This window comes from Acidocella sp., assembly GCF_013044125.1.
In the GTDB taxonomy this organism is placed as follows: Bacteria; Pseudomonadota; Alphaproteobacteria; order Acetobacterales; family Acetobacteraceae; genus Acidocella.
On sequence record NZ_JABEVC010000123.1, the window covers coordinates 1 to 13,718 of the forward strand.

At 63.3% G+C, this 13,718-nt stretch carries 17 protein-coding genes; 3 read left to right on the forward strand and 14 right to left on the reverse strand.

Annotation, left to right across the window (positions count from 1 at the left end):
- From HKL97_RS07885 to HKL97_RS07945, 13 genes are all read right to left on the reverse strand, one after another.
- Positions 1–1,517, reverse strand: a 1,517-nt coding sequence (locus tag HKL97_RS07885; RefSeq protein WP_291424114.1) for a FlgK family flagellar hook-associated protein, incomplete at its 3' end; no start/stop codon positions are given.
- Positions 1,514–2,404 (reverse strand): glycoside hydrolase family 73 protein, encoded by an 891-nt coding sequence (locus HKL97_RS07890; RefSeq protein ID WP_291424116.1) that lies wholly within the window; start codon positions 2,402–2,404, stop codon positions 1,514–1,516. The genes HKL97_RS07890 and HKL97_RS07885, both read right to left, overlap by 4 nt.
- Positions 2,401–3,474 (reverse strand): flagellar basal body P-ring protein FlgI, encoded by a 1,074-nt coding sequence (locus HKL97_RS07895; RefSeq protein ID WP_291424118.1) that lies wholly within the window; start codon positions 3,472–3,474, stop codon positions 2,401–2,403. The genes HKL97_RS07890 and HKL97_RS07895 overlap by 4 nt, the downstream gene beginning before the upstream one ends.
- Positions 3,475–3,506: 32 nt before the next feature.
- Complete coding sequence (locus HKL97_RS07900) at positions 3,507–4,211, reverse strand: flagellar basal body L-ring protein FlgH (protein WP_291424120.1); 705 nt, start codon at positions 4,209–4,211, stop codon at positions 3,507–3,509.
- Positions 4,208–5,002: a flagellar basal-body rod protein FlgG gene (gene flgG, locus HKL97_RS07905; protein ID WP_291424122.1), complete on the reverse strand. Its 795-nt coding sequence runs from the start codon at positions 5,000–5,002 to the stop codon at positions 4,208–4,210. The genes HKL97_RS07900 and flgG overlap by 4 nt, the downstream gene beginning before the upstream one ends.
- A gap of 67 nt (positions 5,003–5,069) precedes the next feature.
- Positions 5,070–5,813, reverse strand: a complete 744-nt coding sequence (locus HKL97_RS07910; protein ID WP_291424124.1) for a flagellar hook-basal body complex protein — start codon at positions 5,811–5,813, stop codon at positions 5,070–5,072.
- Between the two features lie 3 nt (positions 5,814–5,816).
- Positions 5,817–7,043 carry a flagellar hook protein FlgE gene (locus HKL97_RS07915; protein WP_291424126.1) on the reverse strand — a complete coding sequence of 409 codons (1,227 nt, stop codon included), beginning with the start codon at positions 7,041–7,043 and terminating at the stop codon, positions 5,817–5,819.
- Complete coding sequence (locus HKL97_RS07920) at positions 7,040–7,741, reverse strand: flagellar hook assembly protein FlgD (RefSeq protein WP_291424128.1); 702 nt, start codon at positions 7,739–7,741, stop codon at positions 7,040–7,042. The genes HKL97_RS07915 and HKL97_RS07920 overlap by 4 nt, the downstream gene beginning before the upstream one ends.
- Positions 7,738–8,166 (reverse strand): flagellar basal body rod protein FlgC, encoded by a 429-nt coding sequence (gene flgC, locus HKL97_RS07925; protein WP_291424130.1) that lies wholly within the window; start codon positions 8,164–8,166, stop codon positions 7,738–7,740. The genes HKL97_RS07920 and flgC overlap by 4 nt, the downstream gene beginning before the upstream one ends.
- Positions 8,167–8,189: 23 nt before the next feature.
- Positions 8,190–8,537, reverse strand: coding sequence for a flagellar basal body protein (locus tag HKL97_RS07930; protein WP_291424131.1), 348 nt, complete (start codon positions 8,535–8,537; stop codon positions 8,190–8,192).
- A 50-nt stretch (positions 8,538–8,587) separates the two neighbouring features.
- Positions 8,588–8,791 carry a hypothetical protein gene (locus tag HKL97_RS07935; RefSeq protein WP_291424133.1) on the reverse strand — a complete coding sequence of 68 codons (204 nt, stop codon included), beginning with the start codon at positions 8,789–8,791 and terminating at the stop codon, positions 8,588–8,590.
- A gap of 52 nt (positions 8,792–8,843) precedes the next feature.
- Positions 8,844–9,290, reverse strand: coding sequence for a hypothetical protein (locus HKL97_RS07940; RefSeq protein WP_291424134.1), 447 nt, complete (start codon positions 9,288–9,290; stop codon positions 8,844–8,846).
- A gap of 12 nt (positions 9,291–9,302) precedes the next feature.
- A complete protein-coding gene (locus HKL97_RS07945; RefSeq protein ID WP_291424136.1) occupies positions 9,303–9,674 on the reverse strand; it encodes a response regulator in 372 nt (123 codons plus the stop codon).
- Positions 9,675–10,054: 380 nt separating this feature from the next.
- Between HKL97_RS07945 and fliE the strand changes: the two genes are divergently transcribed.
- From fliE to HKL97_RS07960, 3 genes are read left to right on the forward strand one after another with little or no spacing between them, the layout of a single operon-like run.
- Positions 10,055–10,360, forward strand: coding sequence for a flagellar hook-basal body complex protein FliE (gene fliE, locus HKL97_RS07950; protein ID WP_291424138.1), 306 nt, complete (start codon positions 10,055–10,057; stop codon positions 10,358–10,360).
- Positions 10,360–11,856 (forward strand): flagellar basal-body MS-ring/collar protein FliF, encoded by a 1,497-nt coding sequence (gene fliF, locus HKL97_RS07955; RefSeq protein WP_291424140.1) that lies wholly within the window; start codon positions 10,360–10,362, stop codon positions 11,854–11,856. The genes fliE and fliF overlap by 1 nt, the downstream gene beginning before the upstream one ends.
- A complete protein-coding gene (locus tag HKL97_RS07960) occupies positions 11,849–12,886 on the forward strand; it encodes a flagellar motor switch protein FliG (protein ID WP_291424142.1) in 1,038 nt (345 codons plus the stop codon). The genes fliF and HKL97_RS07960 overlap by 8 nt, the downstream gene beginning before the upstream one ends.
- Before the next feature lie 40 nt (positions 12,887–12,926).
- On the opposite strand, the gene HKL97_RS07965 is transcribed toward HKL97_RS07960, so the two are convergent.
- Positions 12,927–13,520, reverse strand: coding sequence for a hypothetical protein (locus HKL97_RS07965; RefSeq protein WP_291424144.1), 594 nt, complete (start codon positions 13,518–13,520; stop codon positions 12,927–12,929).
- Positions 13,521–13,718 lie beyond the last annotated feature (198 nt).

A 13,718-nucleotide genomic window follows, 5' to 3' on the forward strand; every position in this document is an offset into this window, starting at 1 on the left:
ATCGCCAGCACCCCCCCCGTGCTTCCCAGCGTTCCACTGGCAATTGCCGTGCCCGGGCTTGCCGTGGTTGCTACCGTATAGGCCGTGGCGGAAGTAAAATTCACCTGCAAGTTCTGCCCGAAATAGCTTGCGGGAATCACCGCGGCGCCACTCGCGGGCGTGCTGTTTACCGTATCAACCCCGGTGCTCACATTGCCGCCATTGCGGTTCAGTATCGCGCCACTACTCTGCAAAACCCCAGGCGTCGCCGCATACGGGTCCGCCGCGGCAATATCGTTCGGGGTGGTAGCGCTCACCGCAATCCCGCTTGCCGCATTTGGCGCGGGGTTGATTATGAACTTGTCGCCGTTCGCTGGCGTCCCGCTGATCGCAAGAGTCATCCCGGCAAAACCTGGCGGCGTGCCGGCTGGTGTATAGCTCTGCCCGCTCGCCTGGTTTGTCGCGGTCCAGGCGCCGCCGCTGTAGCTCAACAAAAATGGCCCGCCGTCAATCGGCAACGCGCTGGCGTTGTTGATCTGCGCCGTTATGCTGGCGCTGCCGGTATTGGCGGCATTCGCGGTCACGCTCGGTGCCGGCACGGAGAATAGCGCGCTTCCCTGCGTGCCCGCCGGCGTCAATCCCTGCGCCTGCGCGGTGTTCACCGTATTGGCAAATATCGCCGCAATGGCGCCCAGGCTCTGCAACGCCGCGCCACCGGCCTGATATGTATTGATACTCGCGCCAATCGCGCCATCGGCCGCGTTCGCATTCACCTGGGTATTGCTGTTTCCCGCGGTCAGGCTTGGAACCGGTGAGCTATTGTTCACTTGTAGATTCTGCGCCCCGCTCTGGTCGAGCAGCACGGTTCCCCCGGTTGTCACAATCACAGAACCATTCGCTTGTGGCAGCGCATTCACCGAAAGCAAGCCGGAGAGCGAGTTCAGCGCCGCCTGCTGCTGGTCAAGCAGGCTGGGGCTGTTAGGGGCGCTGATCAGGCTTTTGTTGATAACCGCCAACTGTCCCAGCAGATTGTTCGCCGAGGTCACGCTCTGCTGCAACACTGCCCCCGCGCCACTCACCGCACCGTTGATAACCCCGGCAGCGCTCTGGAAAGATCCAACAACAGTCTGTGCATCGCCCAGAACCGTCTGGCGCTGTGCCGCGCTGGCCGGGCTGGCGGCCAATGTGCTGATATCCTGAAAAAACTGGTTGAGGGATGTCTGCACATTGCCATTATTGGTCAGCGCGTTGGAAATTGTGGTGAGTGAGGATGCCTGGTTGCTTGCCGCTTGCGAGGCGCTGTTGGCCGTACGCAGCAGCCCGGCGGCAAACCCGCTGGCGGCGCGCAATATCTGCGGCGCCTGCACGCCGCTTCCCGGCTGCCCCGGGGTGCTAACAGCCGTGGTGGAATTTACGGTCTCCGCCGTATATCCCGGGGTTGTCACATTCGCCAGATTATTGGAAACAGTGCTGATCCCGGCTTCAAATAATTTTAGCCCGCTCAGCGCCGTGTTCATCGCGCCGGTAATTCCGCTCATAACGCACCTGCCTTGCTCTGCTCTGGCGGCGCATTCCCCGCGCCCTGGGCGGCCACGCCGACTGCTTGCAACACCTGCGCCATCAACGGAGATTGCGAAATACTAACGATTTTCGCCGCGTAATTCGTATCCGTCGCATAGCCGTCATGTTGCAGCGCCCCGGCAAATCCGGCCACGGTATTCTGCCCCACCGCAGCCTGAAACCCCGATTGTATCTGGCCGACATAATCAGAAATACTGGCGCTTAGGCTTGTATAATCACGAAACGCGGAAGTCTGTGGCACCAGCACGCCATCCACCATCTCATGCGTCGCCCGGCTGGTTCCCGTCTCGCCATCCACGGCCTTTATCCCGAACAGATTATGCCCCGGTGCGGCCGCCCCCCAGCCGGTCTCCAGCGCGCTCTGCGCCAGCAGCGCCACCGGCGGCACGCCAAGCTGCTGCGCAGCGGCCTGAATCTGCGGCCATACGGCCTTGGCAAAACTTTTTGCCTGGCTGAGCAAGTCTCCGGCCTGGCGGGTCTGCGCGGGAGCCGCCTGTGCGGCCGCCGGCATCGCCTGTATGTAAGGTGCGGCGGCCGTCACCGGCAGCGCGGGCATCGTCCCCGGTGCGCTGCTCCCGCTGCCGCCTACCTGGCGCGCCGCCGCCGCCGCCAGCGCGGTATCATATTTGCCAAAATCATTCTGCGCGACATTCCAAAGGAACATGCTCTGGAAATTATCGCCTCCGGTCCCGAGCGTGTCAGCGCTCATTCCGCTCTTGTTCAATTCCGAGAGCATTTCATACCAAAGCATCCCGGTCATATGCTTCACAGCCGCACTCAGCCCCGGCTTCGGCGTGGCGGTGTTCAGGCTGCTTTGCCCGAGGTTTGTCACCAGCGCCATCATATCACCTTGATCGTGCCGTTGATCGCGCCGGCCTGCTTTAGCGCCTCGATGATCGCGATCAGATCCGAGGGCGTCGCCCCCACCGCGTTCAGTGCGGCGGCCACATCCTGCAAGGTTGCCGCGCGCGGCAGGTTGATTACATCGGCCTTGGGCTGCTTGGCGCTCACCGCCGTATTCTGCACCGCCACGGTGGAGCCGTTGCTGAGCGGCCCCGGCTGGCTCACCCCGGTGGTGGTCTGGATGTTCACGGTCAAATCGCCATGGCTCACTACCGCCGGCCCCAGCGTCACCCCGGCATTCATCACAATCGTGCCGCTCTGCGCATCCACGATGATCGTGGGCGCCTGCGCCGGCGGCGTAATCGGCAACGAGAGCACCCCGGCCATGAAGCGCATCGGGTCTCGCCCCTGTGCGGCCAGTTCAATCTCTCCCGGCGAGGTCGCATTCGCCGTTCCGCTGCCGTAGCGGGCGTTAATCACATCGGTAATCTGCTGTGCGGTCTGGAAACTCGGCGTATCCAGCAGCAGCGCGCTCATGCCGTTAACGTTGTAATCCGCCGGGATCGTGTTGGCCAAGATCGCCCCGCCCGGCAGCGATCCCACCGTCGGCACATTCACGCTAGTCGAGGTTCCCCCCGCGCTGCTGGCAAAACCGCTCACCAGCAATGGCCCCTGCGCCTGCGCGTAAACAACGCCGTTTCCTCCGCGCATCGGCGTCGGCAACAAAACGCCGCCCGCGAGCGAGGCCGCATTGCCCACCGCTGAAACCGTGACATCAACCCGCTGCCCCGCATGCGCAAACGCCGGCACCTCGGCCGTCACCATCACCGAGGCCACGTCGTTCGGCTGCATAGACGTCACATTTGGCAACGAAATTCCCATGTTGCGCAGCATGTTGAGGATGGATTGCTGCGTGTAAGGCACTTCCGTTGTCTGGTCGCCCGTTCCTGGCAGCCCCACCACCAGCCCATAGCCGTAAAGCTGGTTGGTCGGTGCGCCCGCAACCGTCACCAACTGGTCGATCGTCGTGCTGTCAGCCCGCGCCATCGCCGCGCAAAACACAGCCAGCATCAGCCCAAAACCAGATTTCCGCCCCGCGCGCCTCAAAACGGCGAGACCTTGGTGAGAATCTGCTGCAACCAAGGCACCTGATGTGCGCCATTAATCGGCCCGTTGCCAACATACTGCACATTCATATCCGCCACGTTATTGGAGCTGATGGTGGTGTTGGCTGCAATATCATCCGGGCTGGCATAGCCGGTCACCACAATACTGGTGACGTTGCCGTTGATATTCACATTCGTCCGTCCCGCCAGCGCCAGCGTGCCATTGGGGTCCACATGCGTGATCACCGCCTCAACCTGGCCGGAGATATTGTCAGAGGCCGCCGCCGTTCCCGCGCCGGTATATTGCTGGTCGGAGGTCGCGCCGACCGAAGGCGAAAACGCGCTGCCGTTCAAATGCCCGAAGCTCAGCGGCACACCCATAAAGCTGGTCAGCGCATCGTTCAGTGTCCCAGTGCGCTTCAACGCGGCGTTATCCGTATTATCCGCCGTCGCGCTGGTCACGATGTTGATCGTCACCAGATCCCCCGGCCGCCAGTCCCGCCGCGGCTCATAGAGCGAGCCGGAAGTGGAGGCGGGAAACACAGAACCATCCATGGCCGCCTGCTGCGGCTCTACATTGATGGGAAACGCCGCCGGCTCCACCAGCGCCGCCGCCGTGGGCGGTTTGGTGGCGCAGCCCGCCAGCACGCACAGCCCCGCCAGCACAACGCCCCGCCCGAACATGCCGGCCATCCGCCTCATGCGCCCGCGGCAGCCTGGGCCAGATAGTTAAGCTGGTTGTCAATGGCCGATGCCGCCTGCGTGCCAAGCTGATAAGCCCGCTCGGCGGAGATCATGTTCACCATCGCCTGCACCACATCCACATTGGAGGACTCCAGATAACTCTGGTTCACCGAGCCCAGCCCGTTGCTCTGCGGCGCCCCGGCAATCGCCGTGCCGCTTGATGTCGTGCTGGTGAACAAATTCCCGCCCAGTGGCTGCAACCCCTGCGGATTGACAAAAGTCGCCAGCTGAATCTGCCCCACCTGCGTCGCGGCGGAAGACCCAGGCGTGGTGATGGAAACTGTCCCATCCGTGCCGATGGTCACACTCGTCGCATTCGCGGGAATGGTGACGTTCGGCAAAACCTGATACCCGCTGGAATTCACCAACTGGCCGTTCTGGTTCAACTGGAACGAGCCATCACGCGTATACGCCGTCTGGCCATTTGGCTGCAAAATCTGGAAATACCCGTTGCCGTTGATCGCCAGATCCAGCGGATTGCCGGTGCTGGTCAGCGTTCCCTGCGTCAGCGTATCCTTGATGGACGCCACCTTTACCCCGGTGCCCACTTCCAGCCCGGATGGATAAACCGTCGTCCCGGTGGAATTCGCCCCCGGCTGAATCCCGTCTTGATACAGCAACGACTGAAACTCAGGCGTCTCCGACTTGAAGCCCGTGGTATTCACGTTCGAGAGGTTGTCCGCGATCGTGTTCATCATCATCTGACTGGCCTGCAGCCCCGTCGCGATGGTATCGAGTGCATGGTTCATCGGTCTGCTCCGCTGGCCTGCCACATAATCATGGCCCCGCCGGTTAAGTGATTTGCCGCCACGGCGCTCACCCTTGCGCCACCAGCGCATTAAGGTCCGCCGCGCTGCTGCCCTGGGATTTCATCAGATCCGTCTGCGTCTGATACGAGCGGCTGTCCGCGATCAGCTGCATCATGCTCTGGATCGAATTGACATTGCTGCCGTTCAGATAGCCCTGATGCAGCGAACCATTGGCGGCGGCGGCCAGCGCCACCCCCGCCGGCGGGCTATAAAGCGTCCCGCTCAGCGGTGTCAGAGTCCCAGCCGGGGTGCCCACCAGGTTTATCTGCCCATAAACCTGCGCCGGCCCGCCGGGTGAACTCGCGGGCACGCCCGAAACAGTGCCATCCGTGCCGATTTCCAGCTTGGCCAGGTTCGGCAGGCTGATCGGCTGCCCGCCCACGCCCAGCACCGGATTCCCGGCCGAATCGGTCAATATCCCAGCATTGGAGATGCTAAGCGAACCGTTGCGCGTCAGCGCCGGCCCGTTGCCCGTCTGCACCTCCAGCCAGGCATTCCCGCCCAGCGCCACGTTCATCGGGTCGCCGGTATGGTGCAAGCTGCCCTGCGTCAGGCTTGGCCCTGGCGTCAGCACCACGGCATCCGCCCCGGTGGGGGCATTGCCGCCCTGGTAATTGGCAGCCTCCGTCACCGCCTGCACGGCGGCGTACCCGGGTGTCTGCTGGTTGGCGAGGTTGGCCGAAAGCGCCTGCATCTGCGCGTTAATTGCCTGTAGCCCCGCCATGCTGGTGTAGAGAGATGGACCAGCCATGGCTTAAATCTGCACCAGCCGCTGGCTGTCCTGCTGCTCAGTCTGAATCACCGATGTATTGGCTTGATACGCCTGCTGGTATTGGATCAGCGACACCAGCAGCGAGGAGGTGGACGCATTGGACGCCTCCAGATTTCCCCCGCTCAGCGTCCCCGCCAGCCCGGCACCGGGTGTGCCGACAACCGGCTGCCCGGAGGTTGCCGATGCCGAGAACAGATTCCCCGTAATCGGCGTCAGCCCTTCCTGGTTTATGAAATTCGCCAGCGCCAGCGAACCGGAGCTTACCGTCTGCCCGTTGGTATAGGTTGACTGCACCGCCCCGTTCGCCGCCAGCGTGGAACCGCTGTAGCTGCCCGGCGCGTAGCCGTTATTGGTGATCCCGGCCACCGAGAAACTCTGCGCCGCCAGCGTGGTGCCGGTCAGGTTAAAGGCAATTGTCGAGTTCGCCGCGCCATTGCCCCAGTTTACATTCAGCGTCGCCGGACTGCCGCTGCTCAGCGCCCCGGCCGAGGTAAAGTTCAGCGTGGTCAGCGTCTGCGGCGTTCCGGCATTGGTGCCGTTGGCGAGCTGCGGCTGCGCATACACGGTCCAGCTGGGCACCGCGCCGGCTGTTGCCGCCGGATTTTGTGCGAAATACAGTCCAATCCGGTTGGCATTGCCCAGCGAGTCATAACTCACCACCGAAGTTGATTGGTCGTAGGAAGCGCTGTTGCTGGCACTGAAGGCCGTTCCCGCGGGAATCACCGGATCGCCTGAGTTCAAATTCAGCGTCAATCCCAGATTGCTCGTGGGATTCGCCCCCATGGATCCGGTATTTATCGTGATCGGCCCCAACGTGCTGCCCAGCGCGCCGCTGGCGGTCTGCGTATAGCCCAGCACATTCGAGCCGCTCGCGGTCACCAACTGCCCGGCTGAATTAAGCTGAAACGCGCCGTCGCGGGTATATTGCTGCGTGCCGTTTGTCTGCACCACAAAATACCCGTTGCCCTGAATCGCCGCATTCAGCGGATTGCCAGTCGCGGTCAGCGCTCCTTGCGTCAGGTCGGATGAAATCCCCTCCAGCGCCGTGCCGATCCCTGGTACCTTGCCCGCGCCTGCCGGATAAATATCCTGGAACAGCGCCGTCTGGCTTTTAAACGCCGTGGTGCTGGCATTGGCCAGATCGTTGGAGACGGTATTCAGGCCCGTCTGCGCGCCAGTCAGGCCGGATAGGGCGGTTTGCATTGTCATGAGGCAACTCCAAGCACGGTTTGAACAGATGAAACGGGGAGTGTGGTGGCTGAGCCTTGCACGTTCAGCGTCGGCGTGGCGCCGGAAACATTCACGCCCTCGACGGTGTAAACACTATAGGGTGTTGTGCTCACGGCGTTGCCCGCCGCATCGGTGGCGTTCACCGCGTAGGTATATTGCGTGCCGGGCGTCGCGTTGGCCCATGCGAAGCTCTGCTGCCCGGCAGCCATCGCACCGAGATTCATCGTATCGGCCACCGTCCCGTTCGGGTTCAGAATGCTCACACTCACCGCCTGCGCCGCATTGGTGAGGTTAAACGCCCCTGCCGCCTTTCCGGCCGCATTGGCGCTCAGCGTATTGCCCGCCACCGCCACCTGCTTGCCCACCAGCGCGGAGGCCTGCGCCATCTGCGCGGCGCCGGTACTGGTCTTCAGCGCCGCGAGCTGTGTGTTCACCTGATTGATTCCATTCACGGTGGAAATCGCGGCGAACTCCTGCGCCATCTGCGTCGGGTTGGCTGGCGTCGTCGGCGTCTGGTATTTCAATTGCGCGGTCAAAAGCTGCAAAAAATCTGCCTGCGTGAGGGCTGATGCCGAGCCGGACGAAGCCGTGGCAACCTTTGCCGCGGTGGTGGATGCCGCCACTGAAGCGGCGGTGGCCGCCGCGCTGGCGGAACTGGAAACGGCGAGATTGGTCATGGCGCCACCTGAAAGCTGGCAAGCATTTGCTGGTCGATCCGGCTGGCTTGCTGCAACACGGCGACAGAGGCGGAATAGCTGCTGGAACTGTCGATCAGATCCACCATTTCGTTCACCTGACTGACATTCGAGCCGGTAACGTAACCTTTTGCGTTGGCGTAAGGGCTGCCGGGGTCATATTTCTGCACCGGCGGCGCATTGCTCTGCACGGTCCCCGCCACCTGCACACCCATATCCGCCAGGGCAGCCCCGTCCATCCCCGCCACGGGTGCCGCCGCAAACACAACCTCATGCGCACGGTAAGGCGCCGTACCCGGTGGTGTTATCGAATTCGCATTCGCCAGGTTGGAGGCAATGGCCCCCATGCGTGCGTTCTGCGCCGCCAAGGAGCTGCCCACGATGCTAAAAATATCAGAACCGCTCATGCCGCAATCCTTTCATCTTCTGTTCAGATACCACCCGGATTCGGCCGCAACGCCGTCACCAGATCAGTCGTCGCCTGATGCAAGAACGCCGTGGCACCCATCATCTGCTCGCCATTGGCCGCCGCCTCAACGCGCTCGGCATCCAGCGACACGTCATTGCCGTTCAGCCCCACGGTGCCGTCCGCGCGATACATCGGCGCGGCGCTCGCGGCCGGATCGCCAAGCTGTGCTGCCAGCGCGCTGGCAAAAGGCACGTCCGTGGCCTTGTAGTTTGGCGTGTCGGCATTCGCGATGTTGTTGGCGATCAGGTCGGAGCGCTGCTGCTGCACATTCAAAAGACCGCCATAGAAATTCAAAAATCCTGTCTGCATGTCATCCTGCCTTGCATTCAGCCCGCAACCCCACCGGCGCTTGCCCGGCATCAAACCTGTGCGGAATGGTTCAAAGCCGTGATTATCTCTTGAGTTAAGCTGTCAAAAAACAATCCCTCTCCTCTTACGCCTTCCTCTCTTAAAATTTCGTAAATTAAAGTCGGTGCAAAACCAAACTTCACGAGTTTCCGCACTTCAATAAATGCAACCGTACGCGCGCCATCCCCCACCGGCATCGCATCGCCGGCACGCAAAAAACCCCCTGGCAGCAGGGGGTTTTCATAAGCGCGCGGGCATCGAGTCTTCTCAACTGTTCATCCGTTGCACAACCGCATCGTGCAGCTTGCGCTGATCATCACTAACATATAGCGCCGCCAGATCATTGGAGGAAAAACTGGTCCCAGCGGGCATTTCCGCCACCGCCATGCGCTCCAGCGCGGTCACCACGCAATCGGCAATCTGGCGCGCGAAATCCTGCCGTTGCGCCTGGCTGAACGCCAGCCGGTCTAGCTCGCCGCGAATCTCGGCCACTTCCGCAATCGCCTCGGCCCGCTCGCGCTCCAGCACCGGGTTGGTATTGGCGCTATGCCGGGACAAATCCCCAAGCAGGCCGGAGAGCCAGGAAAGTAGCGCGGTGGTCCGCCACAGCAGGTCAAAAGCCGCGCTGGCATCCATACGGTCGCGCAAAGCGGCCACCTGCTCCGCGAGGATGGCGCACACCAGGCGTTCATTGGCTTCAGTCGCGCCAGACATTGCCGCCCGGGCCTATTTCGCGGGGCAGAGCTGCTTCACGACTGAAAGCAGCTGGTTTGGTTCCGCCGGCTTGGTCAACCAGCCCGAGGCCCCGGCCGCCCGCGCCTCGTCACGCTTGCGCCCGCCCGATTCCGTGGTCAGCACGATGATCGGCGTGAACCGCGTCGATGCGATTTTCCGCGCCTCTTTGATAAACCCGATGCCATCCAGCTCCGGCATGTTCAAATCAGTGAGAATCACCGAAGGCTTGATCCCTTCGCCCAGCTTGTTGATGCCCTCGCGGCCGTTCATCCCGGTCTCCACCTCATAACCCGCGCCTTTCAGAATATGAGACAGACTCATGACCATGGTGGCCGAGTCATCGAGGACAAGAATTACAGGCATTACCTAGGCTCCATTCGGCTGGTTTTCGATCCGGATTTATCCATGGTGAACCACCAAGTATTGAAGCCCAGTTAAAAAACCTCACCTGCCCGCGTCTTCACCGCAATTTTCCCGGCCTGCAGGCGGGGGGCCGGCGCGTGTGCATGCTCCCGCTTAACATTTTCATCCCCCCTTGCCGTTTTTAACATTCCATCAATCTCCCCTGGCTAATCCAGGCTTCATGCTCACCTCTTCCCTTTTCTTCCGCCTGTTTTCCTGGCCCCCGCGCCGATTATAACGGAGCTTTAAAAGCTCGTTAAGCAACGAGTGATAAATGAACCAGCTTTCATTGGCACTTCGTTCTTCTTCCGTCTCATCATTTTGTTAGTGGAATACATGGCATGTTAACCAACGCGCTTCTGCAAGTTGCCAGCCCGCTCGCCGCCGCTGCAGGTTCCGCAACCGCAACTCCCGCCGCCTCGCCTGGGCATTTTCTGGATCTCCTCAACAGCGCTCTGCAAAATGTCAGCGCCACCCAGGGCGCCGCCGGCGTGGCGCAGGCCGGTTTCGCCGCGGGCGTGCCGGGCGCCACGCTGGGCAAGGCGCTGGTCGCGAACGACCGCGCAGAGGTCGCCTGGAACGCCACGGTGGCGGTACGTAACGAGGTTGTCTCGGCGTATCAGTCCATCATGAACATGCAGTTCTGATGCCGTCCGGGCGGGAATTTCTCAGCCAGCTCCGCGCGCGCGCGGCGCGTCTGCCCAAAATTTTCTGGGCGGCCGGCGGCGTCATCGCGGTCTCTTTCGCGGTCATGCTTTGGCTGGAGATGGGCGGCCCGCCTTATGCGGTGCTTGATGAAGGTCTCTCCCCCGCCGATGGCGGCAAGGTCATCGCTCAGCTGCAAAAACTCGGCATCCCCTATCAGTTGCAAGCCGCCGGCAACATCATCCTGGTGCCAGCACCCCAACTGGCGCAGGCGCGGCTGCAATTGGGCGAGGCCCAGGTGCCCGGCTCGGATATCTCCACCGCCTGGGCGCAGCTGGAAAATGCGCCGATGACCGCCTCCGACCTCGCGCAATCCACCATGGCGGTGCAGGCGCTGGAGCTTTCCCTGCAGCAATCCATCCAGAGCCTTGAGGGCATCCGCACCGCGCAGGTCTTTCTGGCCATCCCGCCCGAGACTCCCTTCCTCGCGGACCAGCCCAAGCCCACCGGCTCGGTCATCATCCAGGCGGATGACGCCACCGCGCAGTCCCAGGGCGAGGCCATCGCCAATCTGGTCGCCGGCGCCGTCCCCGGCCTCGCCGCCAGCCAGGTCACTGTGGAAACCACCTCCGGCGTCACCGTCTATCCAGCCGGCGGCGCCATGACCGCCGGAAGTCAGTTCGCCACGGTCGCCCAGGTTGAAACCACCGCCGCCGCGCGCATCGCGGGGTTGCTCATTCCCTTGGTCGGCGCGGGAAATTTCCAGACGGACGTCGCCGCCAACCTGGACTTCACCCAAGAGCATATCCGCCAGATCTCCTACGGCCCTTCGCATTTGGTCGCGCATGAGATCAGCACCCAGTCCAGCCAGTCCGGCGCCTCCAGCGCCGCCATCGGCATCCCCGGTGCGCTCTCCAACGAGCCGCCATCCCCCACCACCGCCACGCCGCCCGCCGCCGGTGCCGCCGCTGCGCCCGCCGCGCCGCCACAGCCGGAGCAAACCACCACCAAGCTTGACCAGACCTACCTCACCGACCGGAGCGAGAGTGACATCACCAACCCGGGGTGGACCGTCAAATCCATCGCCGTCTCGGTGGTGCTGAACAAGGCAGCGCTCGGCGCGGTCAGCATCAACCAAGTAAAGGCCGCCATCTCGGGTGCCTTCGCCTACCCCAATGTCAAGGTGAACGTGCTCTCCGCCCCGTTCCTTAAACCTGCCGCCACCCTGTCCTCGGGCGTGCTGGCCCAGCTTGCCGTGCCGCTCACACACGGGTTGCTGGAAGTCCTGGCCGCCGCCGCCCTGCTGTTCGGCTTGGCGCTGCCGGTCGGGCGGCGCCTGGGCACGCTTAACATCCAGACCCTGCTGCCGCCGCCGCCGCAACGTCCGCTGCCTGTGTCGCTCCCCCCGCGGGACTTCTCAGACCTGCGCGAGCAGGCCGGCGGCAACATCCCCGGCGTCGCCCGTCTCCTGCAAAACTGGGCTGAAGAGAATGAATGACACCGCCTCCCAACCCCCCGTTCCCCAGCTTCCCGCTCCGCAGCTGACCGGCGCCGAGCGCGCCGCCCTGGTCCTGCGTGAGCTGGGCGAAGATACCGCCGCGGCCGTGCTGCGTGAAATGGACGAGGCCGCCGTCAACCGCATCTCCACCGCGATGACCACGCTGAAATCCACCCCGCCCGCCGTGCGGGAAGACATCATGCTGGCCTTCGCCAACGATCTTGGCATCACCGGCGTCGGTGGTGACGGCATGAAGTTTCTCAACCGCGTGTTGGTCTCAGCACTCGGTGAAACCCAGGCGCGTGAAATCCTTGACCGTCTCAGCCGTTCCGAGCGCCGCTCCGCCTTTCATCTGCCCGCCAACGCCGACCCGCGGACCCTGGCAATGCAGATGACCCACGAACGCCCGCAGACCATTGCGCTTCTGCTCGCGCATATCCCGCATGAAATCGGCGCCAACCTGCTCACCTTTTTGCCTGAGCCGCTGGCCGCTGAATCCCTCTACCGTTTCTCCACGCTGGATGTCGTTTCCCCCAACGCGGTGGTTGAGCTGCGCGACATGCTGGAAGAGCTGATGAGCAACAGCGCCACCGGCGGGCGGCGTGTCGGCAACCTTGGCGGCGCCAAGCAAACGGCGGACATCCTGAACCATTTTCAAACCGGCATGTCCGATATGGTGCTCAGCGCCATTGACGCGCGGGACAATAAAACCGCCGAGAAAATCCGCGAGAACCTGTTCACCTTTATCGATCTCGGCAAGCTCACCGACCGTTCGCTGCAAATCCTGCTGCGCGAGGTCCCTGGCGACAAGCTCGCCCCCGCCTTGCGCCTGGTCGACGAAACCCTGCGCGGCCGTTTCTTCCAGAATCTCTCCGCCCGTCAGGTCGAAGTTCTCAAGGAGGAACTGCGCAGCGGTCCGCCCATGCGCCGGGCTGACGCGCTGGCCGCCCAGTCCGAGGTGGTGGAAGTCGCCCTGCGCCTTGCCGGCGAAGGCCGCATCACCATCAGCGCGACGGAGGAAATGGTATGAGCGTCCTCCCCATTTCCCTCACGCCCACCGCTCCCGCTACTCATCCGGCGGCCCACCCGGCCGCCGCGTCTTCAACCACGGTCGCCCCGGCAGCCTGGTCCAGCGCGCTGGCCGCGGCGGATGCCGGCGGCCTTCCCGCCAAAGCCGCCTCCGTTCCGGCCAGCAAACACGCCGTTCCTCCGCCACCCGGCTCCAGCCCTTTCGCCGCCATGCTTCTCAGCGCCGCCGCGCCAGCAAGTCCTGCTGCGAAACCCGCCGCCCCGGCTCCAACCGGGGCCTCAACCACAAGCAAAATCGCCGCTCCCGTTGCCGCCTCCAGCCAGCGCGCGCCTGCCCTTGTTGATGCCGCCGCCGCCGTCCCGGCGCCAGCTTCCAGCCCGGCTCCCGCACCCGCAACGGGGGCGCAAACCTCCGCTGCGCAAACCTCCGCTGCGCAGACCCCCGCCGTGCAAACTTCGCAAGCCTCCCTGAGGCCCGCCTCGGGCTGCCCCGTGGCCAAATTCACAGTCTCCCTGGTGGCTCCATCACATATGCCCGCGCCAAACCCGCCAGCAGCAAACCCGCCAGTCGCAAACCCCTCCGCTCCCACGATCGCCATTGCCGCCGCATCGCCTGAGGCCGATCCGCCGGCCAATGTTCCCTCCGTTACCAAACCCGCAGCGGCAAAACCCGCAGCGGCCGGAATGGCGGGGGCCAAAATCGCAGTCTCCCCGGACGCAACCGCCCTTACCCCCCGCCCGGCCGTGGCAAGCACGGCGCCGGGCACGGCGGAAAAGCCGATCACCGCATCTGCTGTTCCATCTATCCAGGCTCAATCCGCCCCCATCCATCC

Bases quoted from the DNA above. Each gene is read 5' to 3' on its own strand.
- HKL97_RS07890 (WP_291424116.1), bottom strand. From the start codon at position 2,404: ATGATGGCGCTGGTGACAAACCTCGGGCAAAGCAGCCTGAACACCGCC.
- HKL97_RS07895 (WP_291424118.1), bottom strand. From the start codon at position 3,474: ATGCTGGCTGTGTTTTGCGCGGCGATGGCGCGGGCTGACAGCACGACG.
- HKL97_RS07900 (WP_291424120.1), bottom strand. From the start codon at position 4,211: ATGAGGCGGATGGCCGGCATGTTCGGGCGGGGCGTTGTGCTGGCGGGG.
- flgG (WP_291424122.1), bottom strand. From the start codon at position 5,002: ATGAACCATGCACTCGATACCATCGCGACGGGGCTGCAGGCCAGTCAG.
- HKL97_RS07910 (WP_291424124.1), bottom strand. From the start codon at position 5,813: ATGGCTGGTCCATCTCTCTACACCAGCATGGCGGGGCTACAGGCAATT.
- HKL97_RS07915 (WP_291424126.1), bottom strand. From the start codon at position 7,043: ATGACAATGCAAACCGCCCTATCCGGCCTGACTGGCGCGCAGACGGGC.
- HKL97_RS07920 (WP_291424128.1), bottom strand. From the start codon at position 7,741: ATGACCAATCTCGCCGTTTCCAGTTCCGCCAGCGCGGCGGCCACCGCC.
- flgC (WP_291424130.1), bottom strand. From the start codon at position 8,166: ATGAGCGGTTCTGATATTTTTAGCATCGTGGGCAGCTCCTTGGCGGCG.
- HKL97_RS07930 (WP_291424131.1), bottom strand. From the start codon at position 8,537: ATGCAGACAGGATTTTTGAATTTCTATGGCGGTCTTTTGAATGTGCAG.
- HKL97_RS07940 (WP_291424134.1), bottom strand. From the start codon at position 9,290: ATGTCTGGCGCGACTGAAGCCAATGAACGCCTGGTGTGCGCCATCCTC.
- HKL97_RS07945 (WP_291424136.1), bottom strand. From the start codon at position 9,674: ATGCCTGTAATTCTTGTCCTCGATGACTCGGCCACCATGGTCATGAGT.
- fliE (WP_291424138.1), top strand. From the start codon at position 10,055: ATGTTAACCAACGCGCTTCTGCAAGTTGCCAGCCCGCTCGCCGCCGCT.
- fliF (WP_291424140.1), top strand. From the start codon at position 10,360: ATGCCGTCCGGGCGGGAATTTCTCAGCCAGCTCCGCGCGCGCGCGGCG.
- HKL97_RS07960 (WP_291424142.1), top strand. From the start codon at position 11,849: ATGAATGACACCGCCTCCCAACCCCCCGTTCCCCAGCTTCCCGCTCCG.